Consider the following 18,541-nt stretch of genomic DNA (forward strand, 5'->3'; position numbering starts at 1 on the left):
ATGCTCTTTTCCCGCCGTTCTGATACATCCGCCTGCGCCATTGCGCTTGTCGTAATGGCGGTCACTCCTTATCACCGGTTTTCATCTTCAATCGGCCTGGCATCAGGTGCGATGACCTGGCTCGTTATCCTTGGCGCATGCCTTGCGGCGTTTGTTCATGGTGCTGCGCTATGCAAAGGGAGAGAAATGAGACGGCCGAGGCATCTCGGTGCTATCGGTGTTTTCCTCGGTGTTATTGCAACGGTTCCCGAATGGTCCGACCTAGTTTTCTATGCTCGCGGAGATTCTATCCCATTCGTGTTTGCGCCGATCTGGCTGTTGCATGGCGTTTCGTGCGTCTCGTGCTTTGCTGGGTCGCTGCTCCTCTCATATGTAATTTGGGATACGGCGGGTTTTCCTTTGACGCGGAGGGCGACGCGGACTGACGAAAGAGAGGCCCGTCACCCGCAGAACGCGTTTTTTACAGAAACAATAGCCGTCCTGTCTTGCCTGCTGTTTTGCTGTCGAGTTTCATGGAGAGTCGTTCCCGAGCCATGGGGGATGTCCCCTGTAACGGCCGCATCAATTGGTCTAGTGCTTTTAATTCCTCTGGTCTATCTCATGTTGGCTGTGGCCCCGCTGCTTTGCTGTCCCCGTACCTTTGGTCGGGGACAGAGCGACGTGTTTGCCCGTTCTGTGCTCGTAGCAGTTCCTATTGGCCTTGTTCCGGCTGTTGAGGTGGCATACTTCGCAAACGATGCCACGATCATTGCATTGCTGGCGATGGGATCGGCTATTACTGTTGCTGTCTTCGTGTGCACGTTGCTAAGGGGGAAACGGGACAACAATTCGGATACCCCTCGCACGTCCGACCCATTCGATGCGGGGGTGTTTTCCCCTGCCCTGTCGCCTCGAGAAGAGCAGTTTGTTCGATTGTTGCTCAAAGGGAAAACGCCGGCGGAGATTGCCAGGGAGACGGGTACGAAGCCATCGACGGTGCGGACCACGCTTCACCGAGCATACGGGAAGGCGTCGGTTGCGGGCTCACGCGAGCTCGTGGCGCTGTTTGCGGGTGAGGGCGATACTGTAGGGCATGAGCTACCGCAGCGGCATGCTGACGATATAGTGGCATCAGCTCGAACGCGCCGGCTGTTTCGATACCTGCTCACATTATTCTTTATCCTCCTTGCGGCGGGGCCCTTGGTAATGGCGGATAGCGATTGGGGGTCCGGTGTTTCGCGGGCTGTCGCCTTTTCCCTCTTAAGCTACGCATTGGGTCTCGGACTGCTTCTGTCGCTACGCTACGCGGGTGGAAAAGCGAATCGTGGCGCTGCGCTGGATAGAGCGGGTGAAGCGATTTGGCTCGGAAGCCCGTACGTATGGGCGGTGCTATCTGCTGTGGAATGGTCTTTTATCTATATCGCGGCATTGATGTGCATACGCGTTCCGTTGATGGCTGTGCCGGTCCTGTTTTGCGGCGTGGCGTCTACGGCTTCGCTCGCTGTTGGGCTGCGTCCGTTTAAGGTGCATGCCCATGCTCGGGCTATCGTGCCGTTGGTGTCAATGGGCATGGTTGCCTTAATCTATGCGGTCGCTAGGGGGCGAATCCATGGACTTGCGGTGCTGACGGGGGTGCTGCTCACATATATAGTGATGCGAAGCTGTCCGCAGCGCAAAATGCTTGGGATATGGATGCTTTGCTTCGGGGCGACGGCTCCTGTTTGGGCTGTCTTGCTCAATATGGTGCAGGATCTGACGGTTTTCGAGCCGTTGTTCCTCGCGTCGTTGTTGGGGCAAAGTTCGGCTGTCAATGTCGTCGTGGCAACGGTGATTGTTTGCTGGTCTGTGCCCATGTTCGTTACGCACATCGCGCTCGCCCGCTCGGTTGAGGACGAGAAGGCCGTCTTGGAGTACCGGGCGAACGGGTCCACCGAAACGGCCCGCGTGCGCCAGCTGGCCCTGCTTACGTCGCGCTCCCTTTCTGATGTTCAGTCGCAAATTTTGCTGATGACGGCAGAGGGGGCAACGACAAAGGCCATTGCGGAGGATGTCGGTTACGCTGCATCTACGGTGCAAGCGCTGCGGTCTGCATCTTACCGCCAGTTGAAGATCAAGAATAAGGCGGAGCTAATTTTATTGTTATCGCAGGTAAATAACGTGTAAACGCCTGAGCAATCAACTCAATAGCGGGTGTTTACAGACATCTTTCTCTATTCATGCGAAGGTTGCCGTGCGTCGACGCATTGTTAACCGCTTTTGATTGGAGAAGGCCATGATTAAGCCAAGGAGCGCTATTGCTCGAATCGGAGTCGGCTTGGTGATTGCAGCTGGTCTGTCCCTAGGGGTTCCCGCTGCATCGTTTGCACAAGAGGAGTTTGACACCTCTCAGGTTTCCAGCATTACTCAAAACGCCGATACGGGAATTACGACCTGTACGAACAATGCCGATAAGGCATTTAGTTTTCAATGTGCCGGGACGAGTGCAACTGGCTACCGTCAAAAGGATGATTCCTCATCGCTCTATCTGGATATCCAGGGCCATACGGGAAATCCGCTTCGGTTATATACAGACGGTGCGTATAACACAAGCGGTAGCGGCAGCATGAATTGTACTCAGGGAACGTATCGTTCGAATCACAAGGGACAGTGGGAAATGTATAACCTCGTCCGTGAGAACGGGCGATCTGCGGCGCGACTGACTGCATGGGCGGAGTCTGGCTACGGCACTGTTATTGGCGTATGGAGCCCCGACTGCGTCGGGCATTTCCACAAGCTTCCCGCATAGTTGTTTGAAATGGCTCCCTTCCGGCATTCTGGGTCGGAAGGGGGAGGAGGACGTATGAACCAAAAGCTCGCAAGATACGAACTGTCGAAAACGATTAGACGTCCAGCTTTTATCCTTGCTCTCTTGATTGCGGTCGCAGTTGCAATAGCTGCCGCGCTGGAGCCGTGGGCAAATTTGGAAAAAGAGCGCCACAACCTTCTTTCTTTTGGTTACGGCGTTGGCGTGCAAGCCGAAAATTATCTCGGTCAAACACGTGAAAGCAGCTTCGGTAACTGGATTGTTGTGAGCGCGAACGCGCCACTGTCTGCGTCGGTGTTTTTCTATGCACTGCCCCTGCTTGCAATGTTGGCTGGATCTTGGTCGTGTCTCTTTGAGCGTTTGAGTGGTTATGACATGCAGATATGCACGCGCGTTTCCAGAAAGGCGTACGTGAACGTAAAGATGCTGTCTGCTTTCCTCTCCGCGTTTACAGTGACTGCCATTCCTCTGCTCGTCAATTTCCTGATCGTCTCGATGCTTTTTCCTGCGTATCTTCCTCGGGTCGATGAGTCGACTTACGTAGGACTTTACCTGCATAGCTACTTCTCCGGTCTATTTTATTCGCATCCTTTGTCATATGTGCTCGCATACACGCTGTTCGATGCTGTCACGCTCGGGACTTTATCCATGGCTGTAACTGGCTTCTCAATTTTGTTTCGTAGCAGAATCAAAGCGATAATTGTCCCGTATCTGCTAATGGTTGCGTGGCATTTTGCAAATGGCTGGATCTTCGGCGTAATGGCTTGTGTGGGGTTTAACTGCAATATCCTCAACAGCATCAGGTCGGAATCGCTGAATAACTGGCCAGACATTCGAGCCGGTTTTGCGGAAATCATATTATTGACCCTTGCTTCGTTGGCTTTTTCTGGGGCGTGGAAAAGACGCGAGGTGGTCTGATGCTGTTTAGGCTGGTCGCCGCGGACCTGAGGACCGTTTTGAAGAAGAACATCATCACTTTTATTGCAATTGCGGCAGTGACCGTTGCGAACTTGGTGTACGCCTACGGATTGTCTTCTGTGTATGGGGTTAGAACGGATACCTTGGGGTTTGCGGATAATCTTGCGCTCGTGTTTGCCGGATCTGCTCCGTTTGAGCCTAGGCCCGGGGTCATGTTTGTGCCTCCGCTAGGATGGCTATTTCTCATTCTGCTTATTCTCTATACAACACTCGACTATCCGACCGAATCGTTGCACGGGTTTGGTTTGCAAGCGCTTGTTCGATGCCGGGCAAGAACCCTTTGGTGGGTCTCGCGTTTTATCTTGGTGGCGGCAGTAACGGCATTTTCACTGCTCGTGGTGGTTTGCTCTGTTGTGATTTGGAGCTTGGTGGTGAGCTCCTCGTTCAGCGCGGTCATTCATGGTGAGTCGCTTCAACTGGCTAATTTGGCGCCGTGGTTTCTCAAAGCTGCCGAGGCAGATGCGCTGCCGTTTTTCATAGGTCTCTTATTTGCTTTTGAGGCGCTTGCGTTTGCGCAGGCAGCGGTTGGGTTTGTGCTTGGGTCGTCAGTCTCGTTTGTGGTTTTAATGAGCTACCTGATCTGCTCGGCATATGCACGACATTGGGCGCTATTGGGTAACGCCTTGATGCTGTTGCGCTGGGGTGGAATTGTCAAAGAGGGAATCGCGGCGGGCTCGAGTGTCTTGTCATCAATTGGGCTTATGTCGTTATGCCTATCGTTGGGTGGACTGTGGTTTCGAAGGGCCGACCTTATAGAAAAGGGGGACAAGATATGAGTGTGATCGTAAGGGGCGTATCGAAGCGCATGGGTAAAAACGATGTCCTGCGCAACGTGTCCATCGAGGTTGACCCTGGGACTGTGGTCGGGCTTCAGGGGATAAACGGTTCGGGTAAGACCATGCTCATGCGAGCGGTTTGCGGGTTGATCAAGCCTACCGAAGGCGAAATCTCTATCGATGGCCAAAGGCTTGGGGCGGACATCTCGTTCCCGCCGAGTCTGGGGATGTTGATCGAGGCGCCTTCCTTTTTGGGATATCTGTCTGGCTACGACAATCTGAAGCTCATCGCTCAGATCAAGGGCGTTGCCACCCCCGAGGACATTCGCTCTGCCCTGCGGCTCGTGGGGCTCGATGCAGACGAAAAAAAGAAGTTCCGAGCATACTCGCTTGGGATGAAGCAGCGTCTGGGGATAGCTGCGGCAATTATGGAGAAGCCGAAGCTGCTTGTTCTCGATGAGCCAACGAATGCCCTCGACGAAGCGGGCGTTGAAATGCTCAAGCGCGTTGTGGCGATGGCGGCATCAACGGGTCGTGAGGTCCTTCTGTCCAGCCATGACGGAGAGGTGCTCGAGGAACTGGCCGATCGGGTTTACTGCATGCGCGACGGTGCCGTTGTGAAAGTTCGGGAAAGGTCGTGAGCGCGATGAAGAAGACCCTGTGGACGAGAAGATCGGCGCTCGCGCTTTTTTGCTGTGCTGCTGCCGGCCTTGCGGGCATGAGGGTGAGCGTCGTTAACGGGAACCGGACGGTCATTCCTGAGAAATATTACGCGGAGGGCGAATGGCTCTCGATGGATGGAGCGTTTCTGGGGTCGAAGGATGTGGTGACTGATGGGTATTCGTTTTGCATAGACGGGGCAGAGTTGCTCACGCCGCGCGAGTATCTCAAACGAGCACATGACGATTATTCAAAATATGGCACCGTGGATACGAAAACGAGACTGAAGGATGCCGACATCACGTGCGTTATCGCCGTAAAGATGCGTGTCAGAAATAGGGATAATATCGACGGTGGAATCAAAGCGTATGTTTGGCATCTGGTTCCGGAGTCTGCGCCAAACTATGATTTTGTAGTCAATACCGATCTGATAACGCAAGCCATGCCGGTCCTTGGCGGCTCTGCTGCGTTTGCCGTGGAGGTTGGGGCAGAAAACGAGTTGCTCGTCCCATTTATGATGCAGAACACCAACGACTATTTCGAAGGTTACGAGACCGTCCGTTTTGAGAAAGCATTTCCCGGGACTTACACGATGAAGATGACCGATCTGCCGGAGCGGAGGCTCTTAAGGTTTGAAGTGAAATAGCTCGAGAGCAAGGCAAAACGGGTCCATTGGCGGTACGCGCGCCCGATTCCAGGCGCCCCGGCCCGGAATCGGGCGCGGGACGAGGCGCCTTCGGTGTCGGCCGGCCTACCGCTTCTTCTTGCTCTTCTTCTGCTTGCGCTGCTTGCCCTTGGTCTCCTGGGGCTTGTCGCCCTGTTTTGCTTCGGCAGCGGCCTTTTCTGCCTTCATCTTCTTGCGTTTGGTCTCGATGCGGAGTTTTTTGTTGATGCGCGCCTTAAGGAAGGGACCGAACTGCTCGGCATCGCCGCGGACAAAGGTGTCCTTAGGGATCGTCACGCCCTGGTCGGCGAACATGGCCACAAAGATGCGCTCGCCGTCGAGCACGTGGTCGAGCTTGTCAAACGGGAAGAACTGTGACTTGCCGCTCTTGCCCCAAACCATCAGGCCGTCCTCGTTGGCGGCGACGCGGCGATAGCGGCCACCCATGGACTCGTCGGCCTCGACGGCGTCGATAAAGTCGCGGGCGAGGGTGTGGTGCAGGTTTTTGCTCCACCAGGCCAAAAAAGCGCCGAACACGATCAGCACGACGCCGAACTTGATCCAGCTGCCGCCGGCCACCAACATGCCGATGCCGATGAGCGCGGCAATCGCGGCGGCGACGTACAGGGAGCCACGGCGCCTGGGCGAGGCGACCAGGCGCGCAAAGTCGGTGACCAGGTCGTTTTCGTACTGGTACTCGTTGAGGTACAGAATGCCGTCATCGGCCGCGGCCTGCTTCTCGAGCGCGACCTCGACCTGGTCGGCTGCTTCGGAGGGAACGAGGTTGCTCTCTGCGTCTGCCATGCTCTTTGGACTCCTATCGCGGCGGGCTCGCCGTACGGGTTATTATGAATGCAGTATGCCGTGCGACCGCATGGCCGTCGCGGCAACAAGACTCAGTATACCCGGGGGAGCACCCATGGAATCGTTGTACCGAAAGTATCGCCCGCTCACCTTCGACTCCGTGGTGGGCCAGCAGCATATCGTCTCGACGCTCGAGCACGCCATCACCGAGGGGCGCCTGTCCCACGCCTACCTGTTCTGCGGACCGCGCGGCACGGGCAAGACCACCATGGCGCGCATTCTGGCCAAGGCGCTGCTGTGCCGCAATGCCGAGGCGGCGCGCGCCGAGGGTGCAAGCGGCTGCATGCCCGACGGTACTTGCGAGGAGTGCGAGCTCATTGCCGAGGGCAACCACCCCGATGTCTACGAGCTCGATGCCGCAAGCCGTACCGGCGTGGACAACGTGCGCGAGGAGATCATCAACTCCGTCAACTTTGCCCCGGTGCGCGGCAAGTACAAGATCTATATCATCGACGAGGTCCACATGCTCACGACGGCGGCGTTCAACGCGCTGCTCAAGACGCTTGAGGAGCCGCCGGCACACGTGATCTTTGTGCTGTGCACCACCGACCCGCAAAAGATTCTGGAAACCATCCTCTCGCGCTGCCAGCGCTTCGATTTCCACCGCATCGGCAACGAGGATATCGAGCGCCGCCTGGCATACGTGTGCGAGCAGGAGGGATTCGATTACGACGACGAGGCGCTGGCCATCGTGGCGCGCCATGCAAAGGGCGGCATGCGCGACGCGCTCTCCACGCTGGAACAGCTGAGCGTTTTTGGCAACGGCGCTGTGCATGCGGACGATGCCCGCTCGCTTTTGGGCGAGGTTTCGGACCAGATTCTGGGCGAGTTTTCCCGCGCCATTGCCGATCGTGATGTTGCCGAGCTCTATGGACTGATCCGTGCGCAGGTCGAGGAAGGAAACGACCTGCTGGAGCTGACGCGCGACCTGGTAGCGCATGTGCGTGACGTGTACGTTGCCTGCGTTGCCGGTGCCCGTGCCGAGCTGTTTGAGGGCGGCTCCGAGCAGGCCGAGGCGCTTGCTGCCGAGGCCGCTGCCTTTGGCGAGCATCCTGCCGACCGCCTGGCCCGCGTGCTGACGGTGCTCGACGATGCCGCACTGGAGATGAGGGGCGCGAGCGACGTGCGCCTGGTGCTCGAGATTGCCTGTACGCGTCTGGTACGTCCCGAGGCTGATTTAACGATTGAGGCATTGGCCGAGCGCGTGGCCCGCTTGGAGGCCATGGTTGCCAACGGCGCCGTGCCGGCGAGCGTGGCTGCTGCTCAGGCCGCCGCGCCTGCAGCATCCGTACCCGCTGCTGCCCAACAGCCGACGCTCATTTCGGGCGCTCGTGCTGCCGCTCCGGCGGCATCCGCTGCCCCCGCTGCTACGTCCGCGCGCCAGGGCGGTATGCCTTGGGACCGTGGTGCTGCTGTTCCGGCTGCCCAGCCTGCGTCCCGTTCTGCGTCCGTGTCAGCTTCCAAGCCTGCAGCGCCTGCACCTCAGCCTGCGCCGACTCCGACGCCTCAGCCCGTTGCGGCTCCCGCGCCTGCCACCGCTCCGGCACCTAAGCCCCAGTCCAACAATGCCGCCCAGGTTGCCGCCGCCGGTACTGCCGAGACGCCCGCGGTCGAGGATGCCGGAGAGCTGCAGCGCAAATGGGCCGAGGTTGTCGAGCGTGTCAAGGCGCGTCAGGCTTCCTACGCGGGGCTTTTGCTCAATGCCCGCGCCACGGCTGACGACGGCTCCAGGCTCACGGTCTCGTTCCCCGCGGGCTCGACCTTTGCCATCAAGATGCTTGGACGCGCCGACACGCAGTCGGTGGTCCTGCCGACAGTCAGTGCGGTCTTCGGTCGTCGTACCGTCGACTATGTCCTGGATGGGGGTGGCACGCCGGCTCCTCAACATGAGGAGCATTCTCCATCTGCACGGGCTGCGGTATCTGCGGACCCGCAACCCGTGTCCTCGGCGGCCCCTGCATCCTCGAGCGCCAGCGCGACGCAGCCAAAAGCAGCACCGATAGCGGCGCCGACCCCGTCGGCGCCTAAGCCCGTCATGGCCAAACCGGCTGCTCCGACACCCGCGCCCAAGCCTGCCTCGCCCGCGCCCAAGTCGTCTGACCTGGGCAAAGCCCCCTGGCTGCGCTCCGACAACCCCGCCGGCGCTCCTGCCACGGGCAAGCTCCCGACCGAGCCCGCGCCCCGAGCGCCCGAGCGCGCGTCCGCTCCCAAGGCTCAGCCCGCCGCGCCGTCTGCGCCATGGGAATCCGAGCAGGTTCCCTACGACGATGCCATGGTTGGCGGTTTTGTTGCCGATGCTGGTGGGGACGATCTGCCTCCGTTCGACGTGCCGGGTGCGGCGTCCGCGCCCAAGTCCGCTGCAACTGCCCCCAAAGAGGAGGACGCTCCTGCAGCTCCCTGGGAGTCCAACTCCGGTGCGGGCGGCCCCTTCGGCCATCAGGGTGCAGCCCCGAGCATCCCGCAGACCGAGGACGAGGCCAAAGCCCTCATCCGCAGCGTCTTCGGCCAGTCCACCATCTTCAAGCCGGTGGAGTAGCTGCGCAGGCGGGTATACTGCTCAAGAAGAGAACCCCTTGCCCGGGCGCATCTGTATTTCGGACATGTGCAACGTGGTGCCGCGTATATCGCATTCGAGCAGACAGGCGCGTGACGGTCGGCCTAGGATGCTGAGGTCGATACGATACGTCGCATGGCTGTCCGTGTACTCGACTTGCTCGGCGTTGACGGTTGCTCCGATTGTAAATAAAGAGCCCAGTTCGGCATCGACAATCTTGGAGTCCTTTATCTTGACCTTGAACTCTTGGTAGAGGGACGGGCTGTTGTAGTAAATGGTTCGGGTTCCGTCGGTGCATTCATCGGTCGTCTCCCATTTGACGACGGGCTGGTCCGAGCTGGCTATCAGCAGTTCTGCTCCAAAAGCTATGGCATGGGTGATGATAACCAGTAATACCCAGACGACAAAGAGATAGAGAACCACATATGCAACGGGGTGTTTTGAGCGGATGTTTTGGAGTACGGCTGGGACATTCACGAGGGCACCTCCAAATCGTCATCTATGACAATCAAATTATACCCAGCCGCCATGCGTGCCGCCTCGAGCAGCGGCTCGGCATTTTGCCATGTAGCCTTGTAGCCCTACGCATAAACTGCCTGGTTCCAGCTCTGCTAGATGTAGCTTGAGATAATTATGCAACCTTGCATAATTCGACCTTGCATAATCTTGGGCGTGCGTCACGCTCAAGGACATGTATATCGACTGAGGTAGCGTGTCCGCCCCGCTTGCTTGCCCCGCGCCGTGGTACGATTTTTGAGTTTGAAAGTCCCGTCGCGCTCCGGCTGCCCTTGCAGCTTGTCGCGCGGCCGCACGTAAAGGAGCCATCATGGCCGGTATGAACATGCAGCAAATGATGAAGCAGGCTCGCAAGATGCAGGAGCAGCTTGCCGCCGCGCAGGAAAACCTTAAGTCCCAGACCGTCGACGCCTCTGCCGGCGGCGGCATGGTCAAGGTGACCGTTAACGGCGAGATGGAGCTCGTCAACCTCACCATCGACCCCGATGCCCTCGATCCCGAGGACGTCGATATGCTGCAGGACATGATCATGGCTGCCGTCAACGAGGCCGTCCGCGGTGTCAACGAGCTCGCCAACAAGCAGATGGGCGCCATCACCGGCGGCCTCAACATCCCGGGCATGCCGTTCTAAGACACGCATATATATGAGTGCCAACCATAGTCTGCAAAAATTGCTCGATGAGCTGGGCCGTCTGCCGGGCATTGGTCCCAAGTCGGCCCAGCGCATCGCCTATTACCTGCTCGAGGCCGATGCCGAGGAGGCGCGCCGCCTGGCCGAGGCTATCCTGGAGGTTAAGCAGGAGGTTCACTTTTGCAGCCGCTGCTTTAACTACGCCACGGCCGACGAGTGCTCCATCTGCCAGGATTCGATGCGCGATACCACTCGCATTTGCGTGGTGGGCGAGCCGCGCGATGTCCAGGCGATTGAGCGCACGGGCAGCTACCACGGTCTCTACCACGTATTGGGCGGCGTGATCAGTCCCATGGACAAGATTGGTCCCGAGCAGTTGCACATTCGTGAGCTGCTGGCACGCTTGGGCCACGAGGACATCCACGAGGTCATCATCGCCACCAACCCCAATATCGAGGGCGAGACCACGGCGAGCTACCTGGCCCGCACTATCAAGCCGCTGGGCGTTGAGGTATCGCGTCTGGCGAGCGGCCTTCCCGTGGGCGGCGACCTGGAGTATGCCGACGAGCTTACGCTTGGGCGCGCCATCGAGGCCCGTCGCACGATTTAGGTGGCGAGCCTGCTCCTGCCGTATGTCTTCATCGCGACGCACGGGGTAGCCATAATTTCCCCGTGCGACTGTAAGTTTGTTGTGCAACAAAGATGCTTTGTATCCGCTTATCGCATGGATGCTTCCACTCGCATCCTTAATTTGCCCATTCGTTGCGCAACCTTTTGGGTTCGCTGATACACTCAAATATGGATTCGAATGAATGCGCCGCTCCCGAGCGGCGTGTTTTTGTTGGAGGAGAACGCATGCGGCCCGGTGGCACTCAGACAAAGCGCGGCGCCGCGGTGCGCATGCGACGCCGACTGGGCTTGGCGCCGCGGGCGTACGCACTGCTGTCTTGCTCGCTGGTGCTGGTCATAGCTGGCGTTTCTGCCTATGGCATGACCGTGCCGTCCATGATGCAGGCACATGCCGCACGCGAACCGCGCGTGGGGCATGAGGTCAAAAGTGACCTGGGGACCACGACTGGATATGCTTGGGCAAGTGTGGTCGCGCATATTGTGTTTGGCACCGGCGACGCGGACGGCGCCGAGGCCCCGGACAACGAAGTCACGCTTGCCAATGGCAAAACCATCGTGCTCACCAACACCAAGATCATCGATCGGTTGTCCAACAATAGCGTGGCGGCAACGGTGAATAAGGTCGAGCAGCAGAAGGAGCAGGACGCCCAGCAGTCCGGAAAGCCCGGTAGCTCGGATACTTCTGGCTCCGGCTCGGATTCGTCGAGTTCGGGCGGTGGCTCTGGGTCGGGTTCCTCTGCCGGAGGGTCTGGAAACGGCGGCTCGACGGGCGGCAACACTGACAACGATGCAAACTCCGGTGGCCTTTCCGCTGCTGAGGAAGAGAGCATTCACAGCTGGCTTGTGACCAAGTACAACATGCTCGACGGCTATGTTTCTCGTGCCAATGACGTGGTCTCGACCTATAACTCTACGGGAGATCCCAGGCCGTGCGACAGCCTGGTCGGGGAGATGTTTGTCATTCGAGCCGAGTTCGGTCGTCAGACATTCTCGCCCCGGTCAAAGTGGTATCAGCAGTATGCCAATCTGTGGGGCTGTTACACCAACCTATGTCAATGGGTCGGCCATTACGGCGATGATGACGTCGCGCTCGGTAACTTCAACAATAACGTGGCGGCGCTTGCCCTATGATGACCGATCTTGCATCCACCACACCACAATCGCTCGGTCGCGATCCCATGGTCGGCCTGCGCCTGGCGCGTGTCGACGGGTTTGAGCCGGCCATTGCGCTCGGTCAGGACGAACTGCCTGCCTATCTGCGTCGTTTTACGATACTGTTTGCCGACGATGCCACCATGCGCCGTGGCGGTATCGGCCGCGTGACGCGTGCCGTCAACGCCCAAGGCGAGGCCGTGGCACTCAAGCAGCTCATCTTGCCAACGTGCGATGAGTTTGACGATGCCGCCGCCCATGAGGCGCTGGTCGCCAAGTTCAAAGCGGCGTTTCGCGAGGAATACGAATGCCATCGCGCCCTTTCGGGCCTTAAGGGCTTTCCCCGCCTCTATGGCTGGGGCGAGGTCGACGGTGTGCCTGCAATTGTCATGGAATGGGTCGAGGGCGAGACGCTCGCCCGCTTGCGCTCGCGCTTTGCCGTGGACGATGCCGGCCGCCTATCGCCGCTTGTGGCGGCGCGTCTGGGTCGCGACCTGTTCGATCTGCTCTGCCGTATGAGCCTGGTGGGCGAGGGCTTTGTCCATCGCGATATCTCGCCCGCTAATATTATGGTGCGTACGGCGCGTCTACCGCTTGACCGGCAGCTTGCCGAGGGCACCTTTGACCTGTGCCTGATCGACTTTGGCTCGTCGCTGGCGCTTGAGCCTGCGTCGGCCGTGGCCGGTACCGGCGGCAAGGCGTCGTTTACGGAGCGCTATGCCACGCTGCGTCGCGCGACGGTTGCCTATGCCCCGCCCGAGATGCTCACCGACGATATTCCCGACCTGCGCGCTTTGCGTATGTCGCCGGCGATCGACGTCTATGCCGCAGCAAGCACGGTTTACGAGCTCATTGCCGGCGCCGCGCCATACGAAGCCGCGCCGAGCACTTCGGGCACCTCGGGTTCGCGCAAAAAGACGCGCGACATCGCCAGCCCCTACCGTCTCAAGATGGACACGCTGCCCGACTATCCCATTGGTGCCCATGCGCCCGGTTGCGATTTGACTCAGCTGCTTCGTCGTGAGCCCGATGTGGCGCTCGCCGCGGCCGAGCAGGCCCAGCAGCTGGGGCTTGAGCCGGATTCCGAGGAGCTACGCGATGCGCTGGCGTTTGTCGATGCCCAGCTGTTCGACGTGGTGATGGCCTGTCTGTCCAGCTCTCAAAAAGATCGTCCCGAGCCGGCGGCGGTCGAGGCGGCACTCTCGGCGTTTTGTGACCACTATGCGCAAAATGTTGGTCGTTCGCTCCGTGGCGAGCCGCTCACGCCGTGCCCCATGGATGCGTCCGGCCGCGCGGTTCGTCGCGCGCTGATGGTCGGCGCGACGGTCGCCTGCGGCGTGGTTTGGACTGTGGTCGTGGTTTCGGCCGCGCTGCTGGCATCGGGCGCTCGCGTGACGGCGACTTTGGGATCGCTCGTGTGGTCTGGGTCGCTACCGGGCATTATTGCCGCACTGGCGTTGGCGCTGCCAGGCATAGCCGGCGTTGCCGCGGGGGCACTTGCGCGCGATCGGCGCTCGGGCTTCCTGCGGGGTGTGCTTGCGCTTTCTGCCTGCGAGGTTCCGGTACTGGCTGTGTCTGCATGTAGCGTATTTTCCCAACGCGCCGTGATGGGCGGCCTTGTTGCCGCTCTGATCGCAGCCTATACGCTTACGTGGTTTTTGCTTGCGATGGGCTTTGCCTTTGAACTTCCCGTTTCGGCACCGCGACGCACAAAAGCCCAGATGGCGACTCCGCTTGCCGGTGGAGCCGCAGCTGTCCGTACTTTTGGCGGACCTGTCGAAGTATCGTCCGATTCTATTTCTACGACCAAGGAGGCCTAGGTCATGGCATCTCAAGTTGAGCTCACCCCATGCGGGGCCATGTTTGACATCTTTAAGCGCGCAGCGCATCTGAGCCATATCGAGCTGTGCGGCTTGGTGCTTTCGTCCCGTCCGCTCGCCGACGGCCGCAGCCCGCAGAGCCGAGCCGCCGATCGCTCTTGGGTTTCCCGCTTTATCGTTCGCGCGCCGGTCGGCACGCTTCAGCAGCGCTACTTTGCCGAATACGGTACCTCGGCTGCGCGTATTATGTCGCAACTGGCCCTGCGCCAGCGCAATCCCATGGACTCCACGGCTGTGATCAATATGGTGTGCGGTCCTGCAGGTGAACCGATGGTACGCGCGCTCGAAGAGTGCCACCAGGACACGAATCTCTATCGCAACGCGCTCGATCGCCTGTCCCAGGCGGCGGAACTCATGCCCGCCGAGCGCGCCGAGGCCGTGCTGGTGCTGTTTGTCGCCGTCGGTTGTTCGGCGGATGTGCGGTCCTCGGTGAACTATGCCATCGACTACGCACACGCGACCTGTGGCGGAGGCACATCCACGCCGCGTTCGCTTGGCATGTCGCTGACTGCGGGCGAACGCGAACCCGCCCCGGCGCACCCTTTGGGCTTGCTGCGCGTGCAAAACAGTTTTGTCGTGAGCGCCCCGCGCTGGATTCAGCCGAGTGAGCAGGGTGTTGAGATTGGCGCGCTGGCCACTGGTGAGGGCGATATTACCGACGTCGGCGACGATGTCTCGGCCCGCCATGCCCACGTGTGGTGCGATGACCAAAATGTCTGGTACGTTGAGGACCTGTCGTCCACCAACGGAACCGTGGTGGTAAACGACGCGACGAACGTCTGCATTCAGGTCGAGCCCGGCCGTTCCGCCCAGCTCAATCCCGGCGACGAGCTCAAGCTCGGCGAATCCACTACCTATGCCATCCTCTTCGGTGCCCTCTAGCCGGCAGTTAAGGACGTTCCTTTTCTGCCGGCACTTGGGGACACTCCTCGGCGCGCCAGAGCCGGTCGCCTGGGGATGGAGAGGCCATTTTGGCCCTTGGCGGTCAGTCGGGGCGAAACTAGAAGATCTTTCCGATTCGCGGCTGTTCATGCTTGTAGAGCATCTAAAACAATAGGATGTTATTCTGGAATATGCCGGGTGCGTGAACTTGCCTGTCTTAGCCTTAATAAGGTATAGGGGAGTTTGGCTCAGGGGTTCCGTGTTGTTCTTCAGCGCAGTATTGTGGGACAGATTTGCTGAGATTGGCGCCTTACACCGCAGAGCGCACGGAAGGCTCTCGATTTGTGTTCTGGCCCCAGAATACAGGGCCTGATACTTACCAACTGTGGCATGGATGTAACATCTGTAGAAATCAACCCTTTTGTTGTCGACCTTTGTAAGAAAAACACTGCCATCAACTCTTTGGATGACGAAACTAGGGTGCTTGAGGGGAGCCTTTACTCCCCTCTGAGAGATGACTCATGTTTTTCGCTTGTCGTTGTGAATCCTCCGTTACTGCCGATTCCGGATGAGATTCCTTATCCCTTCGTTTGAGATGGAGGACAATCGGGTCTGGATAAAACACTTCGTATTCTTAAGGGTGGCGATACGCATTTAGAGAAAAACGGTAAATACTGCTAATAGGGGTGACGACGATGGTGCGGGGGCGACCCGCGATGCTCTCATCAATACGTCGGATACTTGGGAAATCAGGTCTAGATGCATGTATGATGATGCTGTGTGGCTATTCAATTAATCCGCGTTCCGAATGGGTGCAGGGTATAGCTGCGACATCGTATGCTTTTGACCCGGCGCGATACTCAGATATTTCTGAGGCGGTTGACGAAGTTTATACGCACTATGCCGCGCAAGGCGTTTCGAAAGTTTGCATATCTACGTTACGGGCTTAGGTTTCTTCAAGCGAGCAGGCCGGTTGCGTTATTTCGAGCGATTTTTCTAGTCTAGACGACAAAAGGCAAAGGATTTGATGGGTATAAAACGCGGACGTTTGTGGGCGGATGCTCAAATCTATTGTGGCAATCGGGCGGTTGAAAAAGACATTTCAACCGCCCGATTGCCAGGTTCGTCGGAGGAGATGTCCGATTCCGACTCTCTTGTAGGAAGAGCTTGAGATCGTATTGGCCCAAGGCAATCTTAAAGCAGTCTCATTGGCAAATCTTCGCTCCTGTTGTGTTGAGGTGTAAGGTATCAGTGATTGATGTTTTGTGGCGGGTAGATTGGGGCCTTCCTTGATTCGATGCGTTCTCTCGAGGTTCATCAGAGCAAAAGGGGCTTTCGTCTTCATTGCTATCACGGTGATTGGAACCGCTCTCTCCTATGCCATGCCATACGTGAACGGGAAATTCTTAGATTTTCTTCTCGGTAACCGCAGCGAAAGAGACGCCGTACTCTTCGCGCTCCTGGTTGCGTCAATAGGAGTTTTCTCCACCCTCTTTACTTATTTTGCAGGAACACTTTCCATTCGCATAACCACGAGACTTTCCTTTGATCTTCTCAGGGAGGCCGTCTTGCGTTTTGAAAGAGACGATTACTTGGTGAGTCGGACCATCGATCCAGCCTATACAACGCAACGGATTATTTCCGACTCCAGCGTGGTCTCATCCTTCGTTTTGGCGAATTTTATCAGTGCGCCGCTGTCCATTGTAGCCATTCCCATCGTATTGCTTATCATATGGTCAATTGATTCAACTCTCGCGGTGTTTTCCATCATTCTCCTCATCGTGTATTTCTGTGTAATTACTGGGTTGAGGAAACTTTTGTATAGGGTCACGTATGAGAAGAAAGAGGCGGACAGCGCCTTTTACGCCGCAATTGCATCGCAGCTTAATCAGATTCTCAACATTCAACTGACATCTTCGTACGGCAAGAGCGAACAAGCGCTCGACGCTGGGTTTAAGAGCTATTTTCCCAAAGTTTTGCGCTCCGGAAAGCTATCATATTCTCTGACATCGCTCGATGGTCTTTTCGCAGCGTTGTTTCAAGCGGTGATACTTGTTGTTTCCGGAGTACGAATCATTAACGGAACTATGTCAATAGGCGAGTACACTATCATCGGTACATACTTCGCGGTTCTCTTTAAGACTTTGAAAAGTATGATGTCATTGTTCAAATCCTATCAAGATGCCAAAGCATCATGGGATAGGACGGCTATCGCGACGAGAGAAAAGGAGAGATCGGGGTGGAATCGGACCGATTTAGCTAAACTCGATGAAATAAATGACATTTCGGTATCTGATTTGGAATTCTCGGTTGCCCTTCCAGACGGATCTGTCCGAGAGGTCCTCGGCGGGTTTTCTTTCAAGTTTTCCGGTCCTGGTACATATTGCATAGTTGGGGAAAACGGAAGAGGCAAGACGTCACTTCTTTACTTGATGCTCGGGCTATACTCATCGAAAGGCAAAGTAAAATACAACGGCGTGCCAATCGAAGAATGCGACTTGGATTACATACGTGCGAGAGAGATATCGTGCTGCCCACAGTCGTGCTTCGCGCCGGACGAAACGGTGAAAGAGCTGTTAGAGTATTTCGACACGCCCTTTTCTTCCTATCACCGGGGTGTAGATGGCCTACTTTCGCTGGAAAACAGCGTGAAGGAGTTGCTCGGGAAACGTTGCTCCGCGCTTTCGGGCGGTGAGCTGCGCCGAGTGTACTTATGGTCGGCGATTTCACGCAAGTCGTCAGTTTTGGTACTCGACGAGCCCACGACTGGGTTAGACGCTGTAAGCCGCGCCGAGCTTGCGGCCTATGTTAAGCGCAACAAGCAAAGCCAGCTGATCATCATTGTCTCTCACGATGACGAGATGGTCGGCGCGGTAGAAGGGGTAGTGGATTTAGGCAGCATGTACCGGGGTAAATGCTGACAAGTGTAGTGCTACCCAACTGACAGAGATAACAAAAAAGCGATGCAGATGCACGTAGCATTCAGTCGGTTCGGACTCGGTGCCTTCACGCCATCGCAACGCTTTCAGATATAGTTCTCATTCTCTTACTAAAGGAAACTTTAGTCTACGTTGTCTTGTCGAGACAGAGGTGAAGCGAAGTGTTGTCGCGACGTATCTTATTCCAGGTGGCTCAGTATCATCGTGAGAATCACACCAAAGTGTACTTACAATTCTCGTGTCCCACGGACAACATGAGCTGAGCATTGAGGTTCCACCCTTTGCTGCAACTACACGGGGTTGGACGGCAATGAATATGCCGGGCCGCATGCCACGCGCAGCGGGGGTCCATGCCCCAGTATGTTGCCTACAGCAGCCTCGATGTCCACGCACACATCATCTCTGCCTTCGTGTTCAATCCGTTTGCCGGAGAGTGCGAGGGTTACAAGGCCGTAGAATACGAGCCGAACAAATGAAATGCGGTATCGACGCATAGGATTAAACTGACGATTGCTTTGCACCGAAAATACGCCCGGAAAGCCGCTATGGGTGGCGGCCCGGGTTAAATTGAGAGGCCCGTCCGATCACTTTCATTACAGGCTTTAGCCTGTGCGGGGCGCGCAGCGCGCCGCA

General features: G+C 57.6%; 15 protein-coding genes and 1 pseudogene. 14 read left to right on the forward strand and 2 right to left on the reverse strand.

The window, feature by feature from the left end:
- Window positions 1-660 precede the first annotated feature (660 nt).
- From DXD16_RS09245 to DXD16_RS09265, 6 genes are all read left to right on the forward strand, one after another.
- Window positions 661-2,142, forward strand: a complete 1,482-nt coding sequence (locus DXD16_RS09245; RefSeq protein ID WP_199408205.1) for a helix-turn-helix transcriptional regulator — start codon at window positions 661-663, stop codon at window positions 2,140-2,142.
- Window positions 2,143-2,251: 109 nt separating this feature from the next.
- Window positions 2,252-2,764: a hypothetical protein gene (locus tag DXD16_RS10240; protein WP_124785772.1), complete on the forward strand. Its 513-nt coding sequence runs from the start codon at window positions 2,252-2,254 to the stop codon at window positions 2,762-2,764.
- 54 nt (window positions 2,765-2,818) lie between these two features.
- Window positions 2,819-3,700: a hypothetical protein gene (locus tag DXD16_RS09250; protein WP_089573265.1), complete on the forward strand. Its 882-nt coding sequence runs from the start codon at window positions 2,819-2,821 to the stop codon at window positions 3,698-3,700.
- Window positions 3,701-3,738: 38 nt separating this feature from the next.
- On the forward strand, window positions 3,739-4,536 hold the full coding sequence (locus DXD16_RS09255) for a hypothetical protein (RefSeq protein WP_147326479.1): 798 nt from the start codon (window positions 3,739-3,741) through the stop codon (window positions 4,534-4,536).
- Window positions 4,533-5,177 (forward strand): ATP-binding cassette domain-containing protein, encoded by a 645-nt coding sequence (locus DXD16_RS09260; RefSeq protein ID WP_089573263.1) that lies wholly within the window; start codon window positions 4,533-4,535, stop codon window positions 5,175-5,177. The genes DXD16_RS09255 and DXD16_RS09260 overlap by 4 nt, the downstream gene beginning before the upstream one ends.
- A gap of 5 nt (window positions 5,178-5,182) precedes the next feature.
- The gene (locus DXD16_RS09265; RefSeq protein WP_117584193.1) at window positions 5,183-5,842 is read left to right on the forward strand and encodes a DUF5028 domain-containing protein; all 660 of its coding nucleotides are present in this window, start codon (window positions 5,183-5,185) and stop codon (window positions 5,840-5,842) included.
- A 105-nt stretch (window positions 5,843-5,947) separates the two neighbouring features.
- On the opposite strand, the gene DXD16_RS10315 is transcribed toward DXD16_RS09265, so the two are convergent.
- Entirely contained in the window at window positions 5,948-6,664 is a 717-nt protein-coding gene (locus DXD16_RS10315) for a hypothetical protein (RefSeq protein WP_158606190.1), read from the reverse strand.
- Between the two features lie 115 nt (window positions 6,665-6,779).
- On the opposite strand from DXD16_RS10315, the gene dnaX reads away from it, so the two are divergent.
- The gene (dnaX, locus tag DXD16_RS09275; protein WP_158606191.1) at window positions 6,780-9,260 is read left to right on the forward strand and encodes a DNA polymerase III subunit gamma/tau; all 2,481 of its coding nucleotides are present in this window, start codon (window positions 6,780-6,782) and stop codon (window positions 9,258-9,260) included.
- A gap of 21 nt (window positions 9,261-9,281) precedes the next feature.
- On the opposite strand, the gene DXD16_RS09280 is transcribed toward dnaX, so the two are convergent.
- Window positions 9,282-9,755, reverse strand: a complete 474-nt coding sequence (locus DXD16_RS09280; protein ID WP_117648547.1) for a hypothetical protein — start codon at window positions 9,753-9,755, stop codon at window positions 9,282-9,284.
- Between the two features lie 349 nt (window positions 9,756-10,104).
- Between DXD16_RS09280 and DXD16_RS09285 the strand changes: the two genes are divergently transcribed.
- The 7 genes and pseudogenes from DXD16_RS09285 (at window position 10,105) to DXD16_RS09315 (ending at window position 17,890) form a co-directional block, all read left to right on the forward strand.
- Window positions 10,105-10,425: a YbaB/EbfC family nucleoid-associated protein gene (locus DXD16_RS09285; protein ID WP_006235174.1), complete on the forward strand. Its 321-nt coding sequence runs from the start codon at window positions 10,105-10,107 to the stop codon at window positions 10,423-10,425.
- A 13-nt stretch (window positions 10,426-10,438) separates the two neighbouring features.
- Window positions 10,439-11,035, forward strand: coding sequence for a recombination mediator RecR (gene recR, locus DXD16_RS09290; RefSeq protein ID WP_089573257.1), 597 nt, complete (start codon window positions 10,439-10,441; stop codon window positions 11,033-11,035).
- A 245-nt stretch (window positions 11,036-11,280) separates the two neighbouring features.
- Complete coding sequence (locus DXD16_RS09295; RefSeq protein ID WP_117564927.1) at window positions 11,281-12,186, forward strand: hypothetical protein; 906 nt, start codon at window positions 11,281-11,283, stop codon at window positions 12,184-12,186.
- The gene (locus DXD16_RS09300; RefSeq protein WP_117655895.1) at window positions 12,183-14,027 is read left to right on the forward strand and encodes a hypothetical protein; all 1,845 of its coding nucleotides are present in this window, start codon (window positions 12,183-12,185) and stop codon (window positions 14,025-14,027) included. Before DXD16_RS09295 ends, DXD16_RS09300 begins: the two co-directional genes overlap by 4 nt.
- 3 nt (window positions 14,028-14,030) lie before the next feature.
- Window positions 14,031-14,969 carry an FHA domain-containing protein gene (locus DXD16_RS09305; RefSeq protein WP_117655896.1) on the forward strand — a complete coding sequence of 313 codons (939 nt, stop codon included), beginning with the start codon at window positions 14,031-14,033 and terminating at the stop codon, window positions 14,967-14,969.
- A gap of 327 nt (window positions 14,970-15,296) precedes the next feature.
- A pseudogene (locus tag DXD16_RS10565) lies at window positions 15,297-15,563 on the forward strand (methyltransferase); the annotation flags it as partial.
- 695 nt (window positions 15,564-16,258) lie between these two features.
- A complete protein-coding gene (locus tag DXD16_RS09315; protein WP_055310069.1) occupies window positions 16,259-17,890 on the forward strand; it encodes an ABC transporter ATP-binding protein in 1,632 nt (543 codons plus the stop codon).
- Window positions 17,891-18,541: the final 651 nt, after the last annotated feature.

The sequence above is a fragment of the Collinsella sp. TF11-5AC genome, from assembly GCF_003436775.1.
Taxonomy (GTDB): Bacteria; Actinomycetota; Coriobacteriia; order Coriobacteriales; family Coriobacteriaceae; genus Collinsella.

What these genes read in the sequence shown, in the direction of transcription:
- DXD16_RS10240 (WP_124785772.1), top strand. Translation starts at nt 2,252, where the DNA reads ATGATTAAGCCAAGGAGCGCTATTGCTCGAATCGGAGTCGGCTTGGTG.
- DXD16_RS09250 (WP_089573265.1), top strand. Translation starts at nt 2,819, where the DNA reads ATGAACCAAAAGCTCGCAAGATACGAACTGTCGAAAACGATTAGACGT.
- DXD16_RS09260 (WP_089573263.1), top strand. Translation starts at nt 4,533, where the DNA reads ATGAGTGTGATCGTAAGGGGCGTATCGAAGCGCATGGGTAAAAACGAT.
- DXD16_RS09265 (WP_117584193.1), top strand. Translation starts at nt 5,183, where the DNA reads ATGAAGAAGACCCTGTGGACGAGAAGATCGGCGCTCGCGCTTTTTTGC.
- DXD16_RS10315 (WP_158606190.1), bottom strand. Translation starts at nt 6,664, where the DNA reads ATGGCAGACGCAGAGAGCAACCTCGTTCCCTCCGAAGCAGCCGACCAG.
- dnaX (WP_158606191.1), top strand. Translation starts at nt 6,780, where the DNA reads ATGGAATCGTTGTACCGAAAGTATCGCCCGCTCACCTTCGACTCCGTG.
- DXD16_RS09285 (WP_006235174.1), top strand. Translation starts at nt 10,105, where the DNA reads ATGGCCGGTATGAACATGCAGCAAATGATGAAGCAGGCTCGCAAGATG.
- recR (WP_089573257.1), top strand. Translation starts at nt 10,439, where the DNA reads ATGAGTGCCAACCATAGTCTGCAAAAATTGCTCGATGAGCTGGGCCGT.
- DXD16_RS09295 (WP_117564927.1), top strand. Translation starts at nt 11,281, where the DNA reads ATGCGGCCCGGTGGCACTCAGACAAAGCGCGGCGCCGCGGTGCGCATG.
- DXD16_RS09300 (WP_117655895.1), top strand. Translation starts at nt 12,183, where the DNA reads ATGATGACCGATCTTGCATCCACCACACCACAATCGCTCGGTCGCGAT.
- DXD16_RS09305 (WP_117655896.1), top strand. Translation starts at nt 14,031, where the DNA reads ATGGCATCTCAAGTTGAGCTCACCCCATGCGGGGCCATGTTTGACATC.